The following is a 22,345-nucleotide window of genomic DNA, read 5'->3' as shown; positions in this document are numbered from 1 at the left end:
GCACAAAGGCGAGCGGGACCTGGGCGTGCCGCCTAGTTGAACGAGTCGCCGCAGGCGCACGAGCCCGTGGCGTTGGGGTTGTCGATGGTGAACCCCTGCTTCTCGATCGTGTCGACGAAGTCGATCGAGGCGCCCATCAGGTAGGGGGCGCTCATCCTGTCGGTGACCACGCTGACGCCTCCGAAGTCGGACACCACGTCGCCGTCCATCGAGCGGTCATCGAAGAAGAGCTGGTAGCGAAGGCCGGAGCAGCCCCCCGGCTGCACGGCCACGCGCAGCTGCAGGCCCTCTTCGCCCTGCTGCTCCAGCAGGCTCTTGACCTTCGCGGCGGCCGCGTCAGTCAGGATCAGGCCCTGCGCCGTGGTCTCGCTGCTCTCAACCGTCATCTGCTGACTCCCTAACCGGCTGTCTGTTTTCGACGTCCTACTTAGACGCTACCAACACCGGCCCTCTGCCACACATTCCCGTCGCCCCGGCCCCGGAATAAATGCCCCGATTCCGTGTGTCATCATTAGTCGTCACTTCGACGATAAGGGGGTGTGGCCATGGCCACCCAGACTGGGCTGCCGCTCTTCGTCCTCGGCCAGGGCGCGGATCCGCACAGCGAGAAGGGGGTCGACTGCCCCGGCGAGCTGCCGCCCGCCTCCGACCCCGAGCTGGTCGAGCGGGCGCGCAGGGCCAAGGAGGCGCTCGGCGACCGCCTGTTCGTGCTCGGCCACCACTACCAGCGGGACGAGGTCATCCAGTTCGCCGACGTGACGGGCGACTCGTTCAAGCTGGCCCAGCAGGCCGCGGCCCGGCCCGAGGCGGAGTTCGTCGTCTTCTGCGGCGTGCACTTCATGGCCGAGTCGGCGGACATCCTCACCTCCGACCGGCAGCGGGTGATCCTGCCTGACATGGCCGCCGGCTGCTCGATGGCGGACATGGCCACGTTCGACCAGGTTGAGGAGTGCTGGGAGGCGCTGGAGGACGCGGGCCTGGCCGATCAGGTGATTCCTGTCACGTACATGAACTCCAGCGCCGACATCAAGGCCTTCTGCGGCAGGAACGGCGGCGCCGTCTGCACGTCCTCGAACGCCAGGAAGGCCCTGGAGTGGGCCTTCGAGCAGGGCGAGAAGGTGCTGTTCCTGCCCGACCAGCATCTCGGGCGCAACACCGCGGTCCTGGAGATGGGCATGTCGCTCGACGACTGCGTGGTGTGGAACCCGCACCGCCCCAACGGCGGCCTCACCCAGGAGCAGCTCGAACGCGCCAGGATGATCCTGTGGAAGGGCCACTGCTCGGTGCACGGGCGGTTCACCGCCGACTCCGTCGACGACGTGCGCGCCCGCATCCCCGGCGTCAACGTGCTCGTCCACCCCGAGTGCAGGCACGAGGTGGTGCTCAAGGCCGACCACGTCGGCTCCACCGAGCACATCATCAGGACCCTCGAGGCGGCGCCCGCCGGTTCGAGTTGGGCGATCGGCACCGAGCTGAACCTGGTCAAGCGCCTGGCCCGGCGCTTCCCCGACAAGAACGTCTCGTTCCTGGACAGGACGGTCTGCTACTGCTCGACGATGAACCGGATCGACCTGCCGCACCTGGTGTGGGCGCTGGAGTCGCTGGTGCTCGGCGAGGTCGTCAACCAGATCACGGTCGACGACAGCACCGCCCACTGGGCCCGGGTCGCCCTCGACCGCATGCTCGCGCTGCCCTAACCGGCCGCCCGGACGGCGGCCGTCTCGACCGTCTCGACCGTCTCGACCGGCCGCCAGGTCGCCGTCAGAGGTCGCCGAACGCGTACACCACCCGGACGCCGGCCGACAGGGTCTGGCGTCCGGGACTGACCGACGCCCTCTCCTCCGCGGCCAGCGTGGCGTATGCCATCGGCTGCGGGCCGCCCCGCGCCTCCTCTGTCACCGAGACGACGCGGCCGAGGGGACGTCCGGCCAGCTCCGCGTACTGCGCGGCCTTGGCGGCGGCGTCGCGGAACGCGCCGGCCCTGGCCTGCTTCAGCGCCTCCCCCGGCGCGGACAGCTCGAACGCCACGCCGCTGAGCCTGGCCTCCTCGCCCACCCCGGCGACGACGTCGATCACCCTGTCGGCCTGTGACAGGTCACGCACCAGCGCCTCCACGCCCTGCGCCGCCCGGTAGGCCGCGACCTTCGGATACGCCTCGTACTCGGGACCCAGCGACAGCGCGCTGGTGCGCAGGTCCTCGTCGGCGATCCCGGCCCCGCGCAGCGCGCGCACCAGCCTCGCGGCGGCGTTCCTGGCCGCCGTGAACGCCTCCGCGGCCGTCCCCCTGCGCACCTCGACTCCCGCGCTCAGCCGCATCACGTCCGGGGCGGCCTCGACCGCACCCTCGCCGACGACGGAGATCCGCTGCTGTTCCGTGTCCACGTGCACCTCCTCGGGGATCAGGGCGTTCCCCTGGTGTAGCGGAAGCCCATCTTGTCGAACTCGGCCGGCTTCGACGCGATCGCCACCACCGGCCCGGCCTGGCCGCGCAGATCGACCACGACGGCCTCGTACCCACCGGCCCCTGACCGCCACACGGCCAGGTGCTCGTCGTCCCACCAGCCGATCAGCCGTTTGCTGATGACCGGGATCGTGACCGGCACGGCGTCGCCGCCCGAGGTGGAGCGGGCGCACACGCTGGCGCCCGCGGACGTGCAGTACGCCAGGAACCGGTTGCCGGACGGCGAGACGTCGTCGCCCTCCACCCAGACCGGCGAGCCCACGCGGGGCAGCGTGCGCACCACCCGGCCGTTCAGGTCGTAGAACGTCATCGCGCCGCCCGCCCAGGTGCCGACCGAGCGGCCGTCGGCGTCCCAGAAGAAGCGCCACACGCCCGCGCCCTTCTCCTTGACCTGGAAGGTCTGCCCGGTGCCCTGCTCGACGTCGATGATGCCGTAGCCGTACTCGACGCTCGTGCTGCCCTCGGCCCTGTAGAGGGTGACCAGCCCGAGCCTGCCGTCGGGCGACCAGCGGGGCGTGGTCGGGTAGACGGGCGCGAGGCTGAGCTTGATCGTGCGTCTGGCGCCCGTCCGGTGGTCGACGACCGACACCTGGGCGTAGTGGTCGCTGGTGTAGTTGACGTCGGTGGCCAGCGCCCTGGTCCCGTCGGCGTTGAGCGCGTACTCGTAGTAGCGGGTGTTGAGCGCGAAGTCGTCGGTTCCCGGCTTCCTGACGTAGACGCGCTTACCGCCGTCGACGCTGTAGGAGGCCAGCTTGAGCGGGTCGTCGGCGCGCTCCTGGATCCGCACGGAGGTGCCCGGCAGCGCGATGGCGCGGCGCGCGGCGGGTGGCGCGCTGGCGCTCACGCTCGGCCGGGCGCTGGACGTGCTCGGCAAGGGGGATGGGGACGCCGTGGTGGAGCCGGACAGCGCCGCCAGCCGGACCGCGACGAACCCGCCCGCCGCCACCAGCACGATCGCACCGACGACGGCCACGGCGATGATCCACCCGGTGGCCTTGCCGGAGGCGGGCCGCACGGGCGGCGGCTGGTAGAAGGGCTGGGGGCGGGTCGGCGGCGGCAGGTGCGGCGGACGCTGCCCGCCGCCGGCGTACGAAGGCCCGGAGACCGGCCCCGAGGAGACCGGCCCCGAGGGGATCGGCACGGGAGGCGGCGGGGCCTGGAGCCCGGGCCCCGGGCCGTGGGCGCCGGGAGCGGCCATGGCGGTGCCCTGCTGGAGCAGGCCGGGCGCGGGGCCCAGTGGTGGACTCAGTGGTGGACTCAGTGGTGGACCGGCCACCGGGCCTGGTGGGCGGGACTGGCCCAGCAGGCGCATCAGCGCGCCCCCCGCGGAGGGCCGCCTGGACGGGTCCTTGGCCAGGCAGTCGGCCATCAGTGAGCGCAGGGCGGGGTCGTCGACGACCCCGAGGTCCGGCTCGGTGTGCATGATGCGGTTGACCACGGCGGGCAGGCTGTCCTGCCCGAACGGCGGCTGCCCGGAGGCGGCGTAGAGCAGCGTGCACGCCCAGGCGAACATGTCCGACTGCGGCCCGGGGCTGGAGTCGGTGAGCTGCTCGGGCGCCATGAACGACGGCGTGCCGATCGCCGCGTCGGTCAGCGTCGAGGTGAGGTCGAGGGCTCGGGCGATGCCGAAGTCGATCACTCGTGGCCCGTCGGACGCGAGTACCACGTTCGACGGCTTGAAGTCGCGGTGCACGATCCCGGCCTGGTGGATGGCGACGAGCGCGGTGACCGTCCCGATGGCCAGCCGGTGCAGGGAGGCCCCCGTCCGCGGCCCTTCCGCGCGCACCACGTCGGCGAGGTTCGGCCCGTCGATGTACTCGCTGACGATGTACGGCCGTCCATCGGACAGCCCGGTCTCGATGACCTGGGCGGTGCAGAACGGCGCGACCCGCCTCGCCAGCGCGACCTCGCGGACGAACCGCACCGATGCTTCCTCGTCGCCCGCGAGGTCGGCTCGCAGCAGCTTCACCGCGACCCGCGACCCGTCGGGGGCCGTGGCGAGATAGACGGACCCCTGCCCGCCCTCGCCCAGCCGCTCCGTCAGGGTGTAGTTCCCCACCGATTCGGGATCCCCTGGCCGAAGGGCCGCGAGGTCCGGCATTACAAACCCCCATATATGGCTTCTTTTTCGCCATTCTGGTGGCTCGCGACGGCCGGCGTCAGCTCTTCCCCTGGGCCCCCGGAGACCCGCCTGGGTGCGTCGTCAGATCACCGCCGCGATGATCGAGTCGGGATCGTCCAGCTGGACGTGGTGGCCGCAGTCGGGCAGCCGGATGTACTTCGCGTCCAGCTCGCTCGCCAGCCGTTCATGGCAGTGGGACCTCCGCCCGGCACTGATCACCGTCACCGGCACGTCGGGAAAGGCGTGGGCGGCCCTGATGCGGCGCAGGTCGGCGGCCATGTCGCGGCAGGCGAGCCACTCCCCCGCGACGCCGGCCAGCACCCGCCCCCTGCGGAAGGCGCCCTCCCTGTCGGGCGCGCCCGTGAGCAGCCGGTACGCGGCCGGGCCCGCGACCCGGGCCAGCGCCGCCGCGCCCCACGTGCCGCCGAGCGCGGGCAGCCAGGCGACGATCGCCCTTCTCGAGGTGGCCGACCCACGCCGGTCCGCGCAGGCGGGCTCGACCAGGACGAGCCTGGAGACGCGCAGCGGGTGCAGCCTGGCGAACGCCTCCGCGTGCCAGGCGGCCATCGCGTGGGCGACCACGGTGACCTGTTCGGGGTGCGCGGGCGCCAGCGCGGCCAGCCTGGCCGCCTCGTCGTACAGGGTGGACGGCTCGGGTGGGGGCGGGCTGAGCCCCATCCCCGGACGGTCGAACCGGACGACCCGGTGGCTGCGGGCCAGGCCGTCGGCCACCCGGTCCCAGGGAGACCAGGCTCCTGCCAGGCCGGAAATGATGATCACCGCGGGGCCCGAGCCCTGCTCCCGCACGTGCGGTCTGCCCGTCCTGACCGGATCGTCCAGCAGGAGCAGCCGGAGCGCGACGTACACCAGCCAGATCGCGACCAGCGTCACCTGCGCGCGGTCGGCCAGCCCAGCCAGGTGGCCCGCCGCGGCGGCGACCGGCACGGCGGGCGTGACGGCCAGTGTCAGGCCCGTGATGCCCCAGGCCACCCGTGCGCGCCAGCGCAGGCTGAGGAGCACCATGGCGGCCAGCACGACCGTCGTGGCCAGCGTGCTCGCCGCCAGGTGCAGGTAGTGCGCCGGCGACAACTCGCCGAATCCGCAGACGGGGTCGCTGAGCGCGGCGCAGTCGAGCGGGAACAGGCTCTGCGCGACCGTCAGGACGGCGAAGCCGGCCAGCGCGAGCCAGCCCTGCCACCCGCGCCGCGTCCTGGGCGCCAGCGCCACCCCGGCCAGGCAGGCCAGCCCCGAGAAGCCGCCGCTGACCCTGAACAGGCGCGTCCAGGGCTGGTCGCCGGCCGCCAGCTCGCTGACGAAGCCGTCGGTCCTGTCGACCTCGGGAGTCGTGAACTGGCCCGTGACCCACGCGCTGTACAGGACGGCCCCCACGATGAACGCAGAAGCCGCAAATACGAACAACCTTCGCTCCACGTGAGCATTAGAACACTCTACGCATTCGTCACATTACAGCGGCCCAGAGGAGAGGCGAAAGGCCCCTCCCCAGAGGGGCACACGACCGAGAAGGCGCAGCGGCCCAGACGGGAGGCGCGGACGCCCACATGGACGGCGGAGGCCCGGATGGACAGCGAAGGCCCGGATGGAAGGCGGAGACGGGAGGTGCAGACGTCCGGATGGAAGGCACGGACGCCCGGGTGGCGGGAAGGTTCAGAGGCCGGGGGCGCCCCAGACGGGGAACCAGCGGCCGAGATCCTGCTCCAGAGGCAGCTCGCCCTCCAGCGCCCCCCTGGCCTGCAGCTCCAGCGCGTTGTCGCGGCGCTGGCCCGGCAGCGGCGCGAACGGGTAGAAGGTGCCCCGCTTGTACAGGTAGACCACCGCCAGCCGCCGCCCCTTGTCGTCGGCGAACGACACCAGCGAACACAGCAGCGACGGCCCGAACCCCTCGCCCTCCAGCGAGGAGTTGACCGCGTGCAGCTCGGTGACCAGGTCGCCGAGCGCGTCGGGCGAGCGACGCACCAGCAGCCAGGTGTAGCCGTACTCGTCGGACGACTCCTCCACCCGCTCGCCCAGCAGCGCCTTGACGTCCCGCTCCAGGGTGGCGAACGCGCCGCCCTCCGCGGCCCGGAACGCGACGGAGCCGAGGCCGGTGGGGACGAGCCCGGTCGCGGCCTGTAGCGTCACGGCGGCGGACGGCAGCGCGAACAGCGCGTCGAGGTTGGGTTTGACCGGCTTCGACCGGCCGAGGAGAGCGTCGAGCCAGCCCATGCGGTCAGCCCCTTCCGAGCTGGGCGGAGATCTTCGCCAGCTGCTCGAGCCGGCGTTCGAGCGACGGGTGGGTGGAGAACAGGTTCGCCAGCGACTCGCCCTTGGCCAGCGCCGGGGCGAAGTAGAAGGCGTTGAACGGCGCCGCCTCGCGCAGGTCCTGGGTCGGGATCCTGGCCATGTCGCCGGTGACCTTGGTCAAGGCGCTGGCCAGCGCCGAAGGCCGCTGCGTGAGCAGCGCCCCGGCCCGGTCGGCGGCCAGCTCGCGGTAGCGCGAGAGCGCTCGGGTGAGCAGGAAGCTGATCGCGTACACCACGATCGAGACCAGCATGATGATCAGCCCGACCGGCACGCCGCCGGTGTTGCTGTCGCGGCTGCGGCCCAGACCGGTGTAGAGCGCGAACCTCGTCATCAGGCCGGCCACGATGCCGAGGAACGAGGCGATGGTCATGACCGCGACGTCGCGGTGGGCGACGTGCGACAGCTCGTGGGCCAGCACGCCCTCCAGCTCCTGGGGCTCCAGGCGGCGCAGGATTCCGGTCGTCACGCAGATGACCGACTTCTTCTGGTTGCGGCCGGTGGCGAACGCGTTGGGGACGTCGGAATCCGCGATCGCCACCCGTGGCTTGGGCATGTCGGCCAGCGCGCACAGCCGGTCGATCAGACCGTGCAGCTCGGGGGCCTCCTGCGGCGAGACCTCCCGCCCGCCCATCGCGAACAGCGCGATCCGGTCGGACAGGAAGTACTGCGCGAACAGCAGGACCCCCGCGATCACCAGCACGGTCACCGCCTGCACGCCCAGGCTGATCAGGACGCCGACGAAGGCCACGTACAGCAGCCCGAGCAGGAACATCGTCACGACCATGCGGCTGGTGAGGCCGTGGTCGGACGCGAACCGGGTGCCCACGCTCTAGCCCGGGATGAGGCCCTGGTCGCCCAGCATCTCCCGGACCTCCTCGATCGAGGCGTCCGCGGGGGGAAGGATCAGCTCGGACGGCTCAAGGCTGTCGTCGGGAAGCGCCTTGCCCACCTGGCGCACCTTGTCGAGCAACGCGTGCAACTTGACGCGGAAGGCGGCCTCGTCGTCGGAGTCGATCGCCGACTCGAGCTCGCTGTCGAGCTCGTTGAGCACGGCGATGTCGTCGGTCGAGATCTCGACCTGCCCCTCGCCCATGATCCGGACAATCATGCGCCCTCCCCCGGCTGGCGTAGCTGCTGGGTGTGCGGCTGCGGCTGAGCCTGCTGCTGCGGCTGGCCCTGCTCGATCGCGCTCTTCGGCGCGGGCCCCTGGCCGAGCTCGGCCTTCATCCGGGCCAGCTCCAGCTCGACGTCCATGCCGCCGCCCATGCGGTCGAGCTCGGCCTGGATGTCGTCGCCGCGGGTGCCGCTGAAGTCGTCGAGCGCGCCGCTGGCGAGCAGCTCGTCGATGGCGCCGGCGCGGGCCTGCATCTGCGCGGTCTTGTCCTCGGCGCGCTGGATCGCGAGGCCGACGTCGCCCATCTCCTCGGAGATGCCGGAGAAGGCCTCGTTGATGCGCGTCTGCGCCTCGGCGGCGGTGTACGTCGCCTTGATCGTCTCCTTCTTCGTGCGGAAGGAGTCGACCTTGGCCTGCAGCCGCTGGGAAGCCGTGGTGAGCTTCTCCTCCTCGGCCTGCAGGTTGTCATGCTGGATCTTCAGATCGGCCATCTGCGTCTGCAGGTTCGAACGTCGCTGCAGCGCCTCGCGGGCGAGGTCCTCGCGGCCGACGGACAGCGCCTTGCGGCCCTGGTCCTCGAGCCGCTTGGCCTGCTGCTCGATGCCGTTGATCTGCAGCTCCACCCGCTTGCGCGAGGTCGCCACGTCCGCCACGCCCCTGCGCACCTTCTGCAGCAGCTCGAGCTGCCGCTGATAGGAGTAGTCAAGGGTCTCGCGCGGATCCTCCATCTTGTCCAGGGCCTTGTTGGCCTTGGACTTGAAGATCATTGAAAGTCTCTTCATCACGCTCATGCGCGTCGGCCGTCCCCTTCTAGGTCGTGCTGGTGTTCACCCAAGGCATCACAGCCACCTTGGGATTACCCTACGCATAACGCACGGGGGCGTCACTAAGTTGCAGTCCAGGTAGGGTTGACGCGTGTTGCGACGCCGTTCCCAAACATCCGTGGACGACACCCCCGTCCCCGTTGACGATCCTAAGCCCCAGGGTAAGGGTCGTCCCACACCCAAGCGCCGGGATGCCGAAGGCAGGCGGCGCCAGCCCGTCACCGCGCCCAAGGACCGCAAAGAGGCGTACCAGCAGGCCAAGGTCAGGCAGGCGGCCGAGCGCGAGCGCGCTCGCAAGGGCATGCTCGCCGGTGACGAGCGGTATTTCCCCGCCCGCGACAAGGGCCCGGCGCGCAAGTTCGCGCGCGACTGGGTCGACTCCAGGCGGCTGCCGAGCCAGTACTTCCTTCCCTTCTCGCTACTCATCCTGCTCGCCACCTGGGTGCCGTGGCCGGCCGACATCCGCCCGATCGTGCTCAGCTACGTCATCACGATCGGCTGGCCGATCATGATGATCGGTGTGCTGTTCACCTCGGTCTACGTGGCCTGGCGGGTGAAGAAGCTGGTGGCGGAGAAGCACCCGAACGAGAGCCTGCGGGGTGTGGGGTTCTACGCGGCGATGCGCGCCCTGCAGATCCGCAAGCTGCGCTTCCCCCCGCCCGCCGTGCTGCCGGGCGGCAAGCCGGTGCCGCCGAAGAAGTAGCCGCTCAGCAGCCCGCTTCGGCGGCCTCGTCGAGGTCGGCGTCCGTCCAGCGCAACGTCCCGTGCTCGACCAGGGGCCGGGCCCCGCAGACGGGCCCGCCTCGCTCGAGGGCGTCGGCGACCGCGCGCATCAGCGCGTAGTACGACGGCATGCGGGGGAAGGCCATGCCGGAGACCGTGTCGTCCCAGCCGACGTCGCCCACGGCGGAGTCGACCAGCGCGTACTCCATGTCTCCGTCCTGGCGCTCCTGGAAGGAGAGGAACGGGATCATCCGGCCGTTCCACTCCTGGACGCGCGGGTCCGCGCCCGTGTCGGTGGGGGAGCTCCGGCAGAGGTGCCGCCAGGTGTCCCTGATCTCGCGGATGCCGAGGTTGCCGGCGCCGGCGTGCCAAGGCGCGAGACCGAACGCGCGGGCCCCGTTGTGGCGCAGCAGAGAGGCGCGCAGGTCGTCGGGGAAGTGCACGCCCATCTGCGACTCGGCGACGGCGATGGTCCTGGCGCGGCCAGGGCGGCCGAGCGTGGCGTAGGTGCGCGGCGCGTGCGACTTCAGCCAGCGTTCGATGCGCCGCCACTGACGGTCGACCGCGCGCTTCACCTTCGGGTCCAGCGGCCGGACCGCGACGGGGCGCCGTTCCGGGCGGCAGTTCGGGTCGGGGACCTCCGGCGACGGTGTCCACTGGACGGCAGGGGGCGCGGCGGTGCTGGTGGCGGCCATGGCCGACCGTCGCACGGCGTCGCGGGCCTGCTGTCCGATCGGGTCCTCCTCCCGATCACGACCGGGCGTCCAGGTGAGGGTGAAGACCCCGAAGACGATCGCGACCAGCGCGCCCACGCCTAACAGGGCCAGCGTGGGCCGCGCCTTCCCGCGTACGGCGGCACGGGCCGGATCCGCCCGCGTCGGGCGGCCCAGGATCGGCTCGGGGCCGTGCGGTTCCGGTTCCGTCGCGGCCCTGCGGGCACGGCGGCGCAGCCGTACCGCGATCGCGGTCAGGACGGCCGCCGTCAGCGCCCCCCGTACGAGCTTCAGCACGTCGCGCACCCTATCCCGAATCGGACCGATTCCCGCGACGGCCTAAGGTCGGGTGCATGGAATTCCGTCACCTCGGCCGCAGCGGTCTCATGGTCAGCGAGATCAGCTACGGCAACTGGCTCACCCACGGCTCCCAGGTCGAGGAGGATGCCGCCAAGCAGTGCGTGCAGGCCGCCCTCGACGAGGGGATCACCACCTTCGACACGGCGGACGTCTACGCCGCCACCAAGGCCGAGGAGGTGCTCGGCCGCGCGCTCAAGGGCGTCAGGCGCGAGTCGCTGGAGATCTTCACCAAGGTCTACTTCCCGACCGGCTCCGGGCCGAACGACCGCGGCCTGTCGCGCAAGCACATCACCGAGTCCATCCACGGCTCGCTGCGCCGCCTGCAGACCGACTACGTCGACCTGTACCAGGCCCACCGCTTCGACCACGAGACTCCGCTGGAGGAGACGCTCAAGACGTTCGACGACCTCGTCCGGCAGGGCAAGGTCCTCTACGTCGGCGTCAGCGAGTGGACCGCCGACCAGATCGCCCAGGCGCTGAAGATCGCCGACGAGATGGGCTTCGACCGGATCGTGTCCAACCAGCCGCAGTACTCGATGCTGTGGCGGGTCATCGAGCCGGAGATCGTGCCGCTGAGCGAGCGGGAGGGTGTCAGCCAGATCGTCTGGTCGCCGATCGCGCAGGGCGTCCTGACCGGCAAGTACCTGCCGGGCCAGCAGCCGCCCGCGGGCTCCAGGGCCACCGACCCGGGCGGCAGCGGCATGATCGCCCGCTTCATGGACGACGAGGTGCTCACCAAGGTTCAGGAGCTCAAGCCGATCGCCGCCGACCTGGGGCTGAGCATGGCCCAGCTGGCGGTGGCCTGGGTGCTGCAGAACCCTAACGTCACCAGCGCCATCGTCGGCGCGTCGCGTCCCGAGCAGGTGCGCGACAACGTGAAGGCGGTGGGCGTCAAGCTGGAGCCGGAGGTGCTGGAGCGGATCGACGGCGTGCTCGGCTCGCTCGTGGAGCGCGACCCGTCCAGGACGGCCAGCCCGGCGAAGCGCTCGTAACCACCCCGGGCACCAGAAACCCCTTGAGCCGCGACGGCGCTCAAGGGGTTTTCGTCTCTCCGGACCTCACTCCGGGCGCAATGACAATCCGGTGTACTCCACCCGCTCCTCCTCCAGCAAGGCCACCTGCTCGACCCCGGAATCCAGCAGTTCACGCCAGTTCTCGCCCAGCCAGGACTCCGCGTCGGCCTGGCTCGGAAAAACCTCTCGCGGCAAAGGACGATCGGTCACCTCGGCACCGTTCGCATTCTCAAAACGCCACCGCCATGTCATGCCATACGCTCCTTCTCCGCAGCTTCGCCGACGCGCCCTCCGACGGCACTGGAACCCTACTCCCGAGCTCGGAGATTGATCGATGCTGCGCGCACATCGTGTTGCGGCGTCGGCCCCCAGGGTTTGTACGCTCTGCCCGGTGAAGGTCTTTCTCCCCGGGACGGCGGGCGACGGCGGGTGGCCGGAGGCGGGGTGCCGGTGCGCCTCGTGCGGGCGGCTGCCGTCCGCGCACCGGCGTCCGTTCGCGCTGGTAGTCGACGGTGTGGTGCGGCGGTTCCCCTTCCACGGGGTGCCGGACGGGTATCTGGCGTTCGCCGCCGGGTACGGGCTGTCGGGGCCTGACGGGCACCGGCTGTTGTGCGTCCCGTCCGGGGCGTCCGTCCCCCAGGGAGCCGGGCCGTGCGAGGTCGTGCTCATCGACCTGCTCGACAGGCCGGAGCGGCTCGGGCTGCTGCGGCGGGCGGGCGTCGTCACCGGAGACACCCAGGTGGTCGCGGTCGGGCTGGACCACCGGGTCCGGTCCGAGGACGAGCTGGTCCGGCGGCTCGGGCTGTGGGGCGCCAGGGCCGTCCCGGACGGGACCACGATCGACACCGCCCAACCGCCGCCACCGCCCGCCGGACAGGCTCGCCGGACGCTGGTGCTGGGCGGGTCGCGGTCGGGCAAATCCGCCGAGGCGGAGCTGCGGCTCGCCGCCGAGCCGCACGTCACGTACGTCGCCACCGGTCCCAGCGGCGACGGCGACGGGGAGTGGGCGGCGCGGGTGGCCGCGCACCGGGGCCGCAGGCCCGCGCACTGGACGACGCTGGAGACGACCGACCTGGCGGCGGCGATCCGCGCGGCCACCACGCCCCTGCTGGTGGACGGCCTGGGCACGTGGCTGGCGGCCGTCTTCGACGAGCACGGTGCCTGGGACGGCGACCGCGCCCCGGTGGAGGGCCGCTGCGACGAGCTGGCCGCGGCGTGGCGTGACGCCGCCCAGCGGATCGTGGCCGTGTCGGACGAGGTCGGCATGGGCGTGGTGCCCGCCACGTCCAGCGGACGGGCTTTCAGGGACGCCCTCGGCCGCCTCAACGAACGCCTGGCGGCCGAGTCGGAGGACGTCTGCGTGGTGATCGCGGGACGCCTCCTCCCCCTCTGAGGCCCGCGCTGGCGGGGTCGCTGGCGGGGTCGCTGACGGGGTCGCTGGCGGGGTCAGGAGCGGACGGCGCGGGCGTGCCAGCGGCCGTCCAGGCGGTCCACGTGAAGGGGGCGGCCGTAGCAGTCGGACAGGTTGGCCGGGGTGAGGACCTCCGCGACCGGCCCTGCCGCCAGGACGCGGCCGTCGCGCAGCAGCATGGCGTGGGTCGTCGTCGAGGGGACCTCCTCCAGGTGGTGGGTGGCCGTCACCGTCGTCAGCACCGGACGGGTCACGGCGAGGTCCTCCACCGCCTCGACGAGGTCCTCGCGGGCGGGGAGGTCGAGCCCGGCGAACGGCTCGTCGAGCAGGAGCACCGCGGGGTCGCCCATGAGGGCCCTGGCGATCCGGACCCGGGCCCGCTCGCCCTGGGAGCACACCTGGAACGGGCGGTCGGCGAGGTCCTTGCAGCCGAGGTCCGCCAGAAGCCGGAGCGCGCGTTCCCGCTCGGCCTCGCCGTAGCTGTCCCAGAGTGGCGCGCTCGTGCCCGTGTGGCCGGTGAGCACCACCGTGTGGGCCGTCGCGCCCTCCTCTTCCAGCAGTTGCTCGTCGATGAGCCGCTGGCTGGCCGCCACGAGGCCGATGTGGCGGCGCAGGGCGCGCACGTCCACCCGGCCGAGGCGGTGACCGAGGACGCTGACCGTGCCCTCGCTGGGGTGCCGGACGGCCGCGGCCAGCGACAGGAGCGTCGTCTTGCCCGCGCCGTTGGGGCCGAGGAGCGCCCAGTGCTCGCCGTACTCCACCCGCCAGTCGACTCCGCTGAGGAGTGTCCTGCCGACGACCCGGACTCCTACGCCTTCGAGTTGAACCACGTGCATCCGGCCACCCTAGTGGGCTGCCATAGGATCGACCGTTATGCGACTTCCCGGGCGGATCCTGGACCTGTTTGGAGAGAATGCCATCTGGTCGGACGACCATGAGGGCCTCAGTGGCGAGACCCTGCGCGTCACCTCGCCGTCCAACGTGTTCTACGTCAAGCAGGGGCCGCTGGCGCGGGCGGAACACGAGCGGCTGCGCTGGCTGGAGCGCTGGGCCAAGGTGCCCCCCGTCGTGGCGTTCGACGGTGACGCGCTGGTGCTGCAGGACGTCGGCTGGCGCAGCCTGGAGCGGGAGAGCGCGTCCCCACGGGCCGGGACGATCATGGGTGCGGCGCTGCGCGCCCTGCACGGCATCCCGGTGCGCGAGTGCCCGTTCGACGCGCGCCTGGACGTCAGGCTGCCTCAGGCCCGCGAGCGGGTCCGCGCCGGGCTGGTGGACGCGGGCGACTTCGACGACGACCACGCCGGGCTCACCCCCGAGCAGGTCTACGAGCGGCTGGTCGCCGAGCGTCCCGCCGAGGAGGACCTGGTCGTCACGCACGGCGACTTCACGCCCGGGAACGTGCTCGCGCCGCTGACCGGCGATCCCGTGCTGATCGACGTGAGCGCGCTCGGCGTGGCCGACCGCTACACGGACCTGGCCATCGCGCTGCGCGAGCTGGAAGGCCCGGCCGTCGCGAGCTTCCTGGACGCCTACGGCCTCCCCGAGCCCGACCGGCGCCGCCTGCACTACTACCGGCTCCTGGACGAGCTGTTCTGACGGATCGGGGCCCGCTGATGGACGGCGTGATGGGCGGCGCGGCAGGCGACGTGATGGGCGGCGCGGCAGGTGGCGCGGCGTGACGCACGGGGTTCGCTTCGCGCTCGGCATGCTCACCGTCTTCCCGGTGCGGGTGACGCGGGTCGATCGCGAGGTCGTGGGGCAGGCGATGGTGCTGGCCCCGGCCGTGGGGCTGGCGCTGGGCGCGCTGGCGGGGCTGGCGCTGCTGCTGCCGGGCCCGCCGCTGCTGGGCGCGGGCCTGGCGCTCGGCTCGCTGGCCGTGCTGACCCGTGGCCTGCATCTGGACGGGCTCGCGGACCTGGCCGACGGCCTGGGGAGCGGCAAGCCCGCCGCTCAGGCGCTAGACATCATGAAAAAGTCGGACATCGGGCCGTTCGGCGTGATGACGCTGGTGTTCACGCTGTTCATCCAGGCGGGCGCGCTGTCGGCGACGGGCTGGCACGCCCTGGTGACCGCCTGCGTGACCGGCCGCCTGGCGCTCACCTGGGCCTGCCGGTCCGGCGTCCCGGCCGCCCGCTCCGACGGCTTGGGCGCGCTCGCGGCCGGGACGGTGCGTCCGGCCGCCGCCTGGCCGGCCACCCTGGCCTGCCTGGCCGCCGTCGCGGCCCTCGGCGCCGCCGCCCCCACGGCCCCGGGCGTGCCCTCCGCCGTCGTGCTGCCGGCGAGCCTGCTCGCCGGGCTCGGGGCGGCGCTCCTCCTGCTGCGGCACGCCAGGCGGCGCCTGGGCGGCGTCACAGGGGACGTGCTGGGCGCCCTCGTCGAGACGGCCTCGGCGACCGCGCTGGTGGCGTGCGCGATGCTCGGCTGATCAGCACCCGACCGACCAGGTGCCGGGGTGCCGGGTGCCGGGCGTGGCGGAGTGCCGGGCGTGGCGGGGTAGGCGGGCGTGGCGGGGTAGGCGGGTCATGCGACGGGCTCCGCCTGGCGTACCGGGAGGAGCCGGAGCAGGACCACCCCCACCACCGCGAGCAGGGCCCAGCCGACCAGCCCCGTCACCCCGGCCACGACCAGGTCGGGCGGCGCGGACGCGTCCCCCAGCAGCACGACGCTCCCGACGATCGCGTTCAGCGAGCCGTGCGCCACCACGGCGGGCCATACGCTGCCCGAGCGCAGCCGGAGCCAGCCGAACACGACCCCGGCCAGCACGCAGAACCCGACGAAGAGCGCCGCCGCCCACGGGCCGAGGCGCGGGTAGTTGTAGCCGAGCAGGGTGAGCGGCGCGTGCCACAGCCCCCAGACCAGGCCCGACAGCAGCAGCCCGCCGAGGACGCCGCGCGAGGCCACCAGCCTGGGCAGCAACCAGCCGCGCCACCCCCACTCCTCGCCCAGCGACGGGACGGCGTTCAGCACCGGCCCGGCCAGCACCGCCACCGCGACCTGCGTGGCCGCCAGCAGGCCGGGCACGGCCGGCTCGGGCGCGCCCTGCGCCCGCAGCCCGGCGCGGAGCAGGCTGAACCCGCTCAGGTCGAGCGAGACCAGCCCGAGCGCGGCGCTGGCCGCCAGCGCCAGGAACGCCAGCAAGGGGATGCCGAGCCAGGCCGTCAGCACGAGCAGGCCCGTGCGTCCCTTCCGCTCGCCCAGCGTGAGCCCGGTCTCGCGGGCCCACTGGCGGAACGGGACGCGTGACACCAGCCAGGCGGCCAGCACCCCGGCGGACGGCGTGAACATCATCAGCGTGGCCAGCACCTGCACCAGCGGCGAGCCGAGCCCGTCGCCGAGCCACAGGGGCAGCGCCACCAGCCAGGACAGCCCGAAGGCGGTCACGAGGAAGGCCGGGAGGGCGTGCCCGCCTCGAGGGGCGGCGGGGAGCGCGCTCACGCGGCGACTCGCTCGGCGATGAGGGCGTTGATCAGGGACGCGCCGCGCTCGGCGTCGTCGATGCTGATGGCGAGTTGCCCGCCGGAGCGGTAGCGCAGGATGAGGCAGTCGCCGCCGCGCAGCATCAGGGTCGCGCTGCCCGGCAGGCCGCGGAACCCCCAGCCGCCGACCTGGCTCGGGTAACGCTCCTCCGACCAGGCGCGGTCGATCTTCGACAGCCTGATCCTGCGCACCGGCCAGCCGAACGGGCCGAACCCGATCGCCAGCCCGTCCTGGGTGACGCGCACGCTCAGCGACGACGTGAACAGCCCTGCCAGCAGCACGATGACGAACCCCGGCAGGATTCCGAGGGTCACGCCGCCGCTGACCCCGCTCAGCTCCAGCACGCCGGTGACGACCATGCCGGCCGCCGCGGCCACGCTGAGCCCGACCAGCCAGGGATTGGCGACACGGCTGACCCAGGCCGAGCGCTGGCCCGGCCGGAGCCTGAGCCGGGGCGGCTGCTCGCCCTCGGGCGGGCGCTGGTCGAGCCCGCCCCTGCCGAGGTAGCCCGCGAGCAGGGCCGCGCCGAGGGCGGCGCAGACCACCAGGCCGACCTGCCAACCCTCCAGGCGCGCCTGCGTCCAGGACGGCGCGTCGAGGTTGGTCAGCAGGGTGGAGCCGACCGTGCCGAGGGCCAGCACGCCGAAGCCGAACAGCGCCCCCCAGAAGTAGATGCGGCCGAGCCTGCGCTGGAACACCTTGCCGTGCAGCGCGACGCCCAGCAGGGAGAGCCACAAGACCCCCCACATCGCCAGGCTCGACAGGACGTTGGAGGTGAGCGACGCCGCACGGTCGGGCACCAGCTCCAGGCCCCAGTGCACGGCCATCGGGTCGGGCAGCCGGTCGCGCAGCGCCAGCGGCACCCCGGTGATCGCGGCAGCGACGATCAGGCCCCACGCCGCGGTGACGGTTCGGGCTTTCATGCCAGATCCTCCAGGATGGTGATGAGGTCCTCACGGCGGTAGCCGTATCTCTTGGCCTCGTCCAGCAGATCTCGCGCCCGCTGCATGAGCAGGGCGCGCCCGTCGGCGCGGCCCGCGACGCTGACGCCGCGCCCCCGCCTGAACTCCAGCAGCCCCTCGTCGCGCAGGTCGCGCAGGGCCCGCAGGACCGTGTTGGGATTGATACCGAGCGCCTCGGCGAGGTCGCGCGCCGGCGGCAGCCTGTCTCCGGGCGCGTAGGAGCCCTCGCCGATGGCGCGGCGGATCGCGGCCGCGACCTGCTCGTGCAGGGGGCGCGCGTCGTTGAGATCGAGCGTGAGCAACATGGTGCTAATGACACTAGCACCATGACGTCATGAACACACTCGGTTGATTGGTAGGATGAACCCCTGTTTGTGAGTACCTGGAAACCGTGGATAGCATCGGTTTACGTGACCACTGTGCGGCTGAACTCAGCAGATCCAGGCTCATTCGACACCGACGCACTGATCGTCGGGTTCCGCTCCGGCCCCGAAGGCCCCCGCCCCGCCACGGGCGCCGAGTCTTTCGAGACGGCCTTCGACGGCAAGCTCGCCGCCTCCCTGTCCGCCGTCGGCTTCTCCGGGAAGTCCGGTGAGGTCGCCAAGATCCCCTCGTTCGGCGCCATCACCGCGCCGCTGCTGGTCGCCGTCGGCCTCGGCGAGTCCGACGACACCGAGAGCCTGCGCCGCGCCGCCGGCGCCGCCGTGCGCTCGCTGGTCGGCACGTCCCGCGCCGCGCTGGCCCTGCCCGCCGAGACCGCAGAGCAGGCCGAGGCCGTCGCCCTGGGCGCGCTGCTCGGCGCGTACGCCTTCTCCCGCTACCGCACCAACGGCGAGCAGAAGAACCCGGTGGCCGAGCTCACCGTGCTGTCCGCCGAGGCCGACGGCGTCACCGAGCGCGCCTCCGTGCTCGCCGAGGCGGTCACCCTGGTCCGCGACCTGGTCAACACGCCACCGTCCGACCTGTGGCCAGCCAAGTTCGCCGAGATCGCCGAGCAGACCGGCACCGCCGCCGGGCTGGCCGTCGAGGTGCTCGACGAGAAGCAGCTCAAGGACGGCGGCTACGGCGGCCTGATCGGCGTCGGCCAGGGGTCCGCGAACCCGCCGCGCCTGGTCCGCCTCTCCTACAGCCACCCCGACGCCCGCAAGACGCTGGCCTTCGTGGGCAAGGGCATCACCTTCGACTCCGGCGGCCTGTCGCTGAAGCCGTCCGCGTCCATGGACTGGATGAAGTCCGACATGGGCGGCGCGGGCGCGGTCTTCGGCGCGCTGATCGGCATCGCCAGGCTCGGCCTGCCCGTGAACGTCGTCGGCTACCTCTGCCTGGCCGAGAACCTGCCGAGCGGCACCGCGCAGCGCCCGTCCGACGTCATCCACAGCTACAGCGGCAAGACCGTCGAGGTGCTCGACACCGACGCCGAGGGCCGCCTCGTCCTGATGGACGGCATCGCCCGCGCCGCCGAGGACCAGCCCGACCTGATCGTCGACGTCGCCACCCTCACCGGCGCGCAGATCGTCGCGCTCGGCTGGCGCACCTCGGGCGTCATGTCCAACGACGACGAGGTCCGCGAGCTGGTCGTCGAGGTGGCCGGCGCCGCGGGCGAGGGCGCGTGGGGCATGCCGCTGCCCGAGGAGCTGCGCAAGGGCCTCGACTCCCCCATCGCCGACATCGCCAACCTCCAGCCGGAGCGCTGGGGCAGCATGCTGGCCGCGGGCCTGTTCCTGAAGGAGTTCGTCCCCGACGGGGTCCGCTGGGCGCACATCGACATGGCCGGGCCGGCCTTCAACAAGGGCGAACCGCACGGCTACACCCCCAAGGGCGGCACCGGCGCCATCACCCGCACCCTCATCGGACTCGCAGAGCGGCACGCGAGCACCTGAAACAAATGAAAAGATGACGGCATCACGAACACCCCGACAAGGAGCCTTCCTGTGGCCTACGACATCGTCGTCCTAGGTGGCGGCAGCGGCGGATACGCCTGCGCGCTGCGGGCGGCTGAGCTGGGCAAGAGCGTCGCCCTGATCGAAAAGGACAAGATCGGCGGCACCTGCCTCCACAGGGGATGCATCCCCACGAAGGCTCTGCTGCACTCGGCCGAGGTCGCCGACGAGACCCGCGAGAGCGAGGCGTTCGGCGTCAAGGCGCGCTTCGACGGCATCGACGTCGCCGGCGTCCACGCGTTCAAGGACAAGATCGTCACCCGTGCCTGGAAGGGCGTGCAGGGCCTGCTCAAGGCCGCGGGCGTGACGATCGTCGAGGGCGAGGGCCGCCTTGTGGGGCCGAAGCAGGTCCAGGTCGGCGCCGACGTGTACGAGGGCGCCAACCTGGTCCTGGCCACCGGCTCCGCGCCCAAGTCGCTGCCCGGCCTGGAGATCGACGGCCGCCGCGTCATCACCAGCGAGCACACCCTGACCATGGACCGCGTGCCCACCTCCGTCGTCGTCCTCGGCGGCGGCGTGATCGGCGTCGAGCTGGCCAGCGTCTACCGCTCGTTCGGCGCCGAGGTCACGATCGTCGAGGCCCTGCCCCACCTGCTGCCGACCGAGGAGGAGTCCAGCTCCAAGCTGCTCGAGCGGGCCTTCCGCCGCCGCGGCATCAAGTACGAGCTGGGCGTCTTCTTCGACAGCGTCAAGACCACCGACACCGGTGTGGTCGTCACCCTGGCCAACGGCAAGACCCTCGACGCCGAGCTTCTGCTCGTCGCGGTCGGCCGCGGCGCCGTCTCCGCCGGCATGGGCTTCGAGGAGCAGGGCATCGCCATCGAGCGCGGCGCAGTCGTGGTCGACGAGCACTGCCAGACCAGCGTCCCCGGCGTCTACGCCATCGGCGACCTGATCCCGACCCTCCAGCTCGCCCACGCCGGGTTCGCCGAGGGCATCCTGGTCGCCGAGCACATCGCCGGGCTCAACCCGCCGCCCATCGACTACGCGGGCGTGCCGCGCATCACCTACTCCGACCCCGAGGTCGCCTCCGTCGGCATCACGTCCGCGCAGGCCGCCGAGCGCGGCATCGAGATCGTCGAGCAGGTCTACGACCTCGCGGGCAACCCCAAGAGCCAGATCCTCGGCACCGCGGGCGCGGTCAAGGTCCTCGCCCAGAAGGACGGGCCGGTCGTCGGCGTCCACATGGTCGGCCGCCGCATCGGCGAGCTCGTCACCGAGGGGCAGCTGATCTACAACTGGGAGGCGCTCCCCGCGGAGGTCGCCCAGCTCATCCACGCACACCCGACCCAGTCCGAGGCCGTCGGCGAGGCGATGCTGGCCCTGGCCGGCAAACCCCTGCACGTGCACAACTAGTCCCAGCCCTCGAGAACTCAGAACGCGAGAGAAGATAACGATGCCGGTCTCCGTACAGATGCCCCAGCTCGGCGAGAGCGTTACCGAGGGCACGGTCACCCGTTGGCTCAAGAAGGAGGGCGAGCGCGTCGAGGCCGACGAGCCGCTCCTCGAGGTGTCCACTGACAAGGTCGACACCGAGATCCCGTCACCGTCCTCCGGTGTCATCACCAAGATCGTCGTGGCCGAGGACGAAACCGTCGAGGTCGGCTCCGAGCTCGCGATCATCGACGAGAGCGGCCAGGCAGGCGCCGCCGCTCCCGTGCAGGAGGCCGCCCCGGCCCCCGTCGCGCAGCCCGAGCCGAAGCCCGAGCCCGCCCCGGCTCCCGCTCCCGCCTCCTCGATCCCGCAGCCCGCTCCGGCCCCGCAGGCCCCGGCCCCGCAGGCCGCCCCGGCTCCTGCTCCGGCCCCGGCTCCCGCTCCCGCGCCGCAGGCCCCGTCGCCGATCGCGACTGCGCCCGCCGCGGCGCCCACCCCGCTGCCCTCCTCGGGTGAGAGCCCGTACGTGACGCCGCTCGTGCGCAAGCTCGCCACCGAGCACGGCGTGGACCTCGACTCGATCAACGGCACCGGCGTGGGCGGCCGGATCCGCAAGCAGGACGTCCTGGAGGCCGCCAAGGCGCAGCGCGAGGCCGCTGCCGCTCCCGCCGCCGCCGCCGCCCAGCCCGCGCCCGCCGCCGCTCCCGCGGCCGCCCCGGCCCAGGCCCCGGTCGCCGCCGCGCCCGAGCCGGTCGAGGTCGACACCACCCTGCGTGGCCGCACCGAGAAGATGTCGCGCCTGCGGCAGACCATGTCCAAGCGGCTGGTCGAGTCGCTGCAGACCGCGGCGCAGCTCACGACCGTCGTCGAGGTCGACGTCACCAAGATCGCTCGTCTGCGCGCGCAGGCGAAGGACGACTTCCTGCGCCGCGAGGGCGTCAAGCTGTCGTTCATGCCGTTCTTCGAGATGGCCGCGATCGAGGCGCTCAAGCAGCACCCGAAGCTCAACGCGACGATCAACAACGAGACCATGGAGGTCACGTACTTCGACGTCGAGCACCTGGGCATCGCGGTCGACACCGAGCGCGGCCTGATCGCGGCGGTCATCAAGAACGCCGGCGACCTGAACCTGGCCGGGCTCGCCCGCAAGACGGCCGACCTGGCCGAGCGCACCCGCGCCAACAAGGTGACGCCCGACGAGATCACCGGCGGCACGTTCACGCTGACCAACACGGGCAGCCGCGGCGCGCTGTTCGACACGCCGATCCTGAACCAGCCGCAGGTCGGCATGCTGGGCACGGGCGCGGTCGTGAAGCGTCCCGTGGTGGTCGACACGCCTGACGGCGAGGTCATCGCGGTCCGCTCGATGGTGTACCTGGCGCTGACGTACGACCACCGCCTGGTCGACGGCGCCGACGCCGCCCGCTTCCTCACGACGGTCAAGCGCCGCCTGGAGGAGGGGCGCTTCGAGGCCCAGCTCGGCCTCGCGTAAGCGGTCGTTCGCCACGTGGTCAGGCGGCGCGGGTCCTTCCCGCGCCGCCTGGCGCGTT

23 protein-coding genes are annotated in these 22,345 nt (G+C 72.3%); 9 read left to right on the top strand and 14 right to left on the bottom strand.

The genetic code is table 11. The features are described 5' to 3' along the window. Positions 1 to 32 precede the first annotated feature (32 nt). Positions 33 to 386, bottom strand: coding sequence for an iron-sulfur cluster insertion protein ErpA (gene erpA, locus ABT294_RS16130; RefSeq protein ID WP_043638338.1), 354 nt, complete (start codon positions 384 to 386; stop codon positions 33 to 35). Between the two features lie 159 nt (positions 387 to 545). Here erpA and nadA point away from each other — a divergent pair, with 159 nt between their 5' ends. Next, positions 546 to 1,697 (top strand): quinolinate synthase NadA, encoded by a 1,152-nt coding sequence (nadA, locus tag ABT294_RS16125; protein ID WP_350806410.1) that lies wholly within the window; start codon positions 546 to 548, stop codon positions 1,695 to 1,697. A 64-nt stretch (positions 1,698 to 1,761) separates the two neighbouring features. Here the strand turns inward: nadA and ABT294_RS16120 are convergent, their stop codons facing one another. The 7 genes from ABT294_RS16120 to ABT294_RS16090 form a co-directional block, all read right to left on the bottom strand. Further along, on the bottom strand, positions 1,762 to 2,382 hold the full coding sequence (locus ABT294_RS16120) for an SIMPL domain-containing protein (RefSeq protein ID WP_350806408.1): 621 nt from the start codon (positions 2,380 to 2,382) through the stop codon (positions 1,762 to 1,764). 17 nt (positions 2,383 to 2,399) lie between these two features. Further along, positions 2,400 to 4,520 carry a serine/threonine-protein kinase gene (locus ABT294_RS16115; protein ID WP_350806407.1) on the bottom strand — a complete coding sequence of 707 codons (2,121 nt, stop codon included), beginning with the start codon at positions 4,518 to 4,520 and terminating at the stop codon, positions 2,400 to 2,402. Between the two features lie 144 nt (positions 4,521 to 4,664). Beyond that, positions 4,665 to 6,002 carry an alpha/beta fold hydrolase gene (locus ABT294_RS16110; protein WP_350806405.1) on the bottom strand — a complete coding sequence of 446 codons (1,338 nt, stop codon included), beginning with the start codon at positions 6,000 to 6,002 and terminating at the stop codon, positions 4,665 to 4,667. A gap of 246 nt (positions 6,003 to 6,248) precedes the next feature. Then, positions 6,249 to 6,806 (bottom strand): PspA-associated protein PspAB, encoded by a 558-nt coding sequence (gene pspAB, locus ABT294_RS16105; protein WP_350806403.1) that lies wholly within the window; start codon positions 6,804 to 6,806, stop codon positions 6,249 to 6,251. A 4-nt stretch (positions 6,807 to 6,810) separates the two neighbouring features. After that, a complete protein-coding gene (htpX, locus tag ABT294_RS16100) occupies positions 6,811 to 7,710 on the bottom strand; it encodes a zinc metalloprotease HtpX (RefSeq protein WP_350806402.1) in 900 nt (299 codons plus the stop codon). Positions 7,711 to 7,713: 3 nt separating this feature from the next. After that, positions 7,714 to 7,992, bottom strand: coding sequence for a PspA-associated protein PspAA (gene pspAA, locus ABT294_RS16095; RefSeq protein ID WP_350806401.1), 279 nt, complete (start codon positions 7,990 to 7,992; stop codon positions 7,714 to 7,716). Continuing rightward, positions 7,989 to 8,789 (bottom strand): PspA/IM30 family protein, encoded by an 801-nt coding sequence (locus tag ABT294_RS16090; protein WP_350806400.1) that lies wholly within the window; start codon positions 8,787 to 8,789, stop codon positions 7,989 to 7,991. The genes pspAA and ABT294_RS16090 overlap by 4 nt, the downstream gene beginning before the upstream one ends. A 124-nt stretch (positions 8,790 to 8,913) precedes the next feature. Here ABT294_RS16090 and ABT294_RS16085 point away from each other — a divergent pair, with 124 nt between their 5' ends. Continuing rightward, positions 8,914 to 9,525, top strand: a complete 612-nt coding sequence (locus ABT294_RS16085) for a DUF3043 domain-containing protein (RefSeq protein WP_350806398.1) — start codon at positions 8,914 to 8,916, stop codon at positions 9,523 to 9,525. A gap of 4 nt (positions 9,526 to 9,529) precedes the next feature. Here the strand turns inward: ABT294_RS16085 and ABT294_RS16080 are convergent, their stop codons facing one another. Further along, the gene (locus tag ABT294_RS16080) at positions 9,530 to 10,555 is read right to left on the bottom strand and encodes an SMI1/KNR4 family protein (RefSeq protein WP_350806397.1); all 1,026 of its coding nucleotides are present in this window, start codon (positions 10,553 to 10,555) and stop codon (positions 9,530 to 9,532) included. Positions 10,556 to 10,611: 56 nt separating this feature from the next. On the opposite strand from ABT294_RS16080, the gene ABT294_RS16075 reads away from it, so the two are divergent. Then, entirely contained in the window at positions 10,612 to 11,610 is a 999-nt protein-coding gene (locus ABT294_RS16075) for an aldo/keto reductase family protein (RefSeq protein ID WP_350806396.1), read from the top strand. A gap of 66 nt (positions 11,611 to 11,676) precedes the next feature. Here ABT294_RS16075 and ABT294_RS16070 read toward each other — a convergent pair whose 3' ends face one another. Continuing rightward, entirely contained in the window at positions 11,677 to 11,883 is a 207-nt protein-coding gene (locus ABT294_RS16070) for a hypothetical protein (RefSeq protein WP_350806394.1), read from the bottom strand. A gap of 139 nt (positions 11,884 to 12,022) precedes the next feature. On the opposite strand from ABT294_RS16070, the gene ABT294_RS16065 reads away from it, so the two are divergent. Beyond that, positions 12,023 to 13,024 (top strand): bifunctional adenosylcobinamide kinase/adenosylcobinamide-phosphate guanylyltransferase, encoded by a 1,002-nt coding sequence (locus ABT294_RS16065; RefSeq protein ID WP_350806393.1) that lies wholly within the window; start codon positions 12,023 to 12,025, stop codon positions 13,022 to 13,024. A 53-nt stretch (positions 13,025 to 13,077) separates the two neighbouring features. Here the strand turns inward: ABT294_RS16065 and ABT294_RS16060 are convergent, their stop codons facing one another. Continuing rightward, a complete protein-coding gene (locus tag ABT294_RS16060) occupies positions 13,078 to 13,878 on the bottom strand; it encodes an ABC transporter ATP-binding protein (protein WP_350806392.1) in 801 nt (266 codons plus the stop codon). A 37-nt stretch (positions 13,879 to 13,915) separates the two neighbouring features. Here ABT294_RS16060 and ABT294_RS16055 point away from each other — a divergent pair, with 37 nt between their 5' ends. Then, positions 13,916 to 14,638 carry an aminoglycoside 3'-phosphotransferase gene (locus ABT294_RS16055; RefSeq protein WP_350806391.1) on the top strand — a complete coding sequence of 241 codons (723 nt, stop codon included), beginning with the start codon at positions 13,916 to 13,918 and terminating at the stop codon, positions 14,636 to 14,638. A gap of 79 nt (positions 14,639 to 14,717) precedes the next feature. Then, positions 14,718 to 15,467, top strand: coding sequence for an adenosylcobinamide-GDP ribazoletransferase (locus tag ABT294_RS16050; protein ID WP_350806388.1), 750 nt, complete (start codon positions 14,718 to 14,720; stop codon positions 15,465 to 15,467). Positions 15,468 to 15,562: 95 nt separating this feature from the next. Here ABT294_RS16050 and ABT294_RS16045 read toward each other — a convergent pair whose 3' ends face one another. The 3 genes from ABT294_RS16045 to ABT294_RS16035 are packed head-to-tail and all read right to left on the bottom strand — an operon-like array spanning position 15,563 to position 17,786. Next, positions 15,563 to 16,477, bottom strand: coding sequence for a CPBP family intramembrane glutamic endopeptidase (locus ABT294_RS16045; RefSeq protein ID WP_350806387.1), 915 nt, complete (start codon positions 16,475 to 16,477; stop codon positions 15,563 to 15,565). Beyond that, positions 16,474 to 17,442, bottom strand: a complete 969-nt coding sequence (locus tag ABT294_RS16040; protein ID WP_350806386.1) for a hypothetical protein — start codon at positions 17,440 to 17,442, stop codon at positions 16,474 to 16,476. Before ABT294_RS16040 ends, ABT294_RS16045 begins: the two co-directional genes overlap by 4 nt. Continuing rightward, the gene (locus ABT294_RS16035) at positions 17,439 to 17,786 is read right to left on the bottom strand and encodes a GntR family transcriptional regulator (RefSeq protein WP_350806385.1); all 348 of its coding nucleotides are present in this window, start codon (positions 17,784 to 17,786) and stop codon (positions 17,439 to 17,441) included. Before ABT294_RS16035 ends, ABT294_RS16040 begins: the two co-directional genes overlap by 4 nt. A gap of 105 nt (positions 17,787 to 17,891) precedes the next feature. On the opposite strand from ABT294_RS16035, the gene ABT294_RS16030 reads away from it, so the two are divergent. From ABT294_RS16030 to sucB, 3 genes are read left to right on the top strand one after another with little or no spacing between them, the layout of a single operon-like run. Continuing rightward, complete coding sequence (locus ABT294_RS16030) at positions 17,892 to 19,361, top strand: leucyl aminopeptidase (RefSeq protein ID WP_350806384.1); 1,470 nt, start codon at positions 17,892 to 17,894, stop codon at positions 19,359 to 19,361. A gap of 51 nt (positions 19,362 to 19,412) precedes the next feature. Further along, positions 19,413 to 20,777 (top strand): dihydrolipoyl dehydrogenase, encoded by a 1,365-nt coding sequence (gene lpdA, locus ABT294_RS16025; protein ID WP_350806383.1) that lies wholly within the window; start codon positions 19,413 to 19,415, stop codon positions 20,775 to 20,777. 40 nt (positions 20,778 to 20,817) lie between these two features. After that, positions 20,818 to 22,287 (top strand): 2-oxoglutarate dehydrogenase, E2 component, dihydrolipoamide succinyltransferase, encoded by a 1,470-nt coding sequence (sucB, locus tag ABT294_RS16020; RefSeq protein ID WP_350806381.1) that lies wholly within the window; start codon positions 20,818 to 20,820, stop codon positions 22,285 to 22,287. The last annotated feature ends 58 nt before the right edge of the window (positions 22,288 to 22,345 follow it).

It is taken from the genome of Nonomuraea sp. NPDC000554 (assembly GCF_040300065.1).
In the GTDB taxonomy this organism is placed as follows: domain Bacteria; phylum Actinomycetota; class Actinomycetes; order Streptosporangiales; family Streptosporangiaceae; genus Nonomuraea.
This window is presented reverse-complemented; position numbering and strand designations above follow the sequence as displayed.

Coding starts and splice junctions, on each gene's coding strand:
- erpA (WP_043638338.1), bottom strand. CDS start 386: ATGACGGTTGAGAGCAGCGAGACCACGGCGCAGGGCCTGATCCTGACT.
- nadA (WP_350806410.1), top strand. CDS start 546: ATGGCCACCCAGACTGGGCTGCCGCTCTTCGTCCTCGGCCAGGGCGCG.
- pspAB (WP_350806403.1), bottom strand. CDS start 6,806: ATGGGCTGGCTCGACGCTCTCCTCGGCCGGTCGAAGCCGGTCAAACCC.
- pspAA (WP_350806401.1), bottom strand. CDS start 7,992: ATGATTGTCCGGATCATGGGCGAGGGGCAGGTCGAGATCTCGACCGAC.
- ABT294_RS16090 (WP_350806400.1), bottom strand. CDS start 8,789: ATGAGCGTGATGAAGAGACTTTCAATGATCTTCAAGTCCAAGGCCAAC.
- ABT294_RS16075 (WP_350806396.1), top strand. CDS start 10,612: ATGGAATTCCGTCACCTCGGCCGCAGCGGTCTCATGGTCAGCGAGATC.
- ABT294_RS16070 (WP_350806394.1), bottom strand. CDS start 11,883: ATGACATGGCGGTGGCGTTTTGAGAATGCGAACGGTGCCGAGGTGACC.
- ABT294_RS16060 (WP_350806392.1), bottom strand. CDS start 13,878: ATGCACGTGGTTCAACTCGAAGGCGTAGGAGTCCGGGTCGTCGGCAGG.
- ABT294_RS16055 (WP_350806391.1), top strand. CDS start 13,916: ATGCGACTTCCCGGGCGGATCCTGGACCTGTTTGGAGAGAATGCCATC.
- ABT294_RS16040 (WP_350806386.1), bottom strand. CDS start 17,442: ATGAAAGCCCGAACCGTCACCGCGGCGTGGGGCCTGATCGTCGCTGCC.
- ABT294_RS16035 (WP_350806385.1), bottom strand. CDS start 17,786: ATGTTGCTCACGCTCGATCTCAACGACGCGCGCCCCCTGCACGAGCAG.
- sucB (WP_350806381.1), top strand. CDS start 20,818: ATGCCGGTCTCCGTACAGATGCCCCAGCTCGGCGAGAGCGTTACCGAG.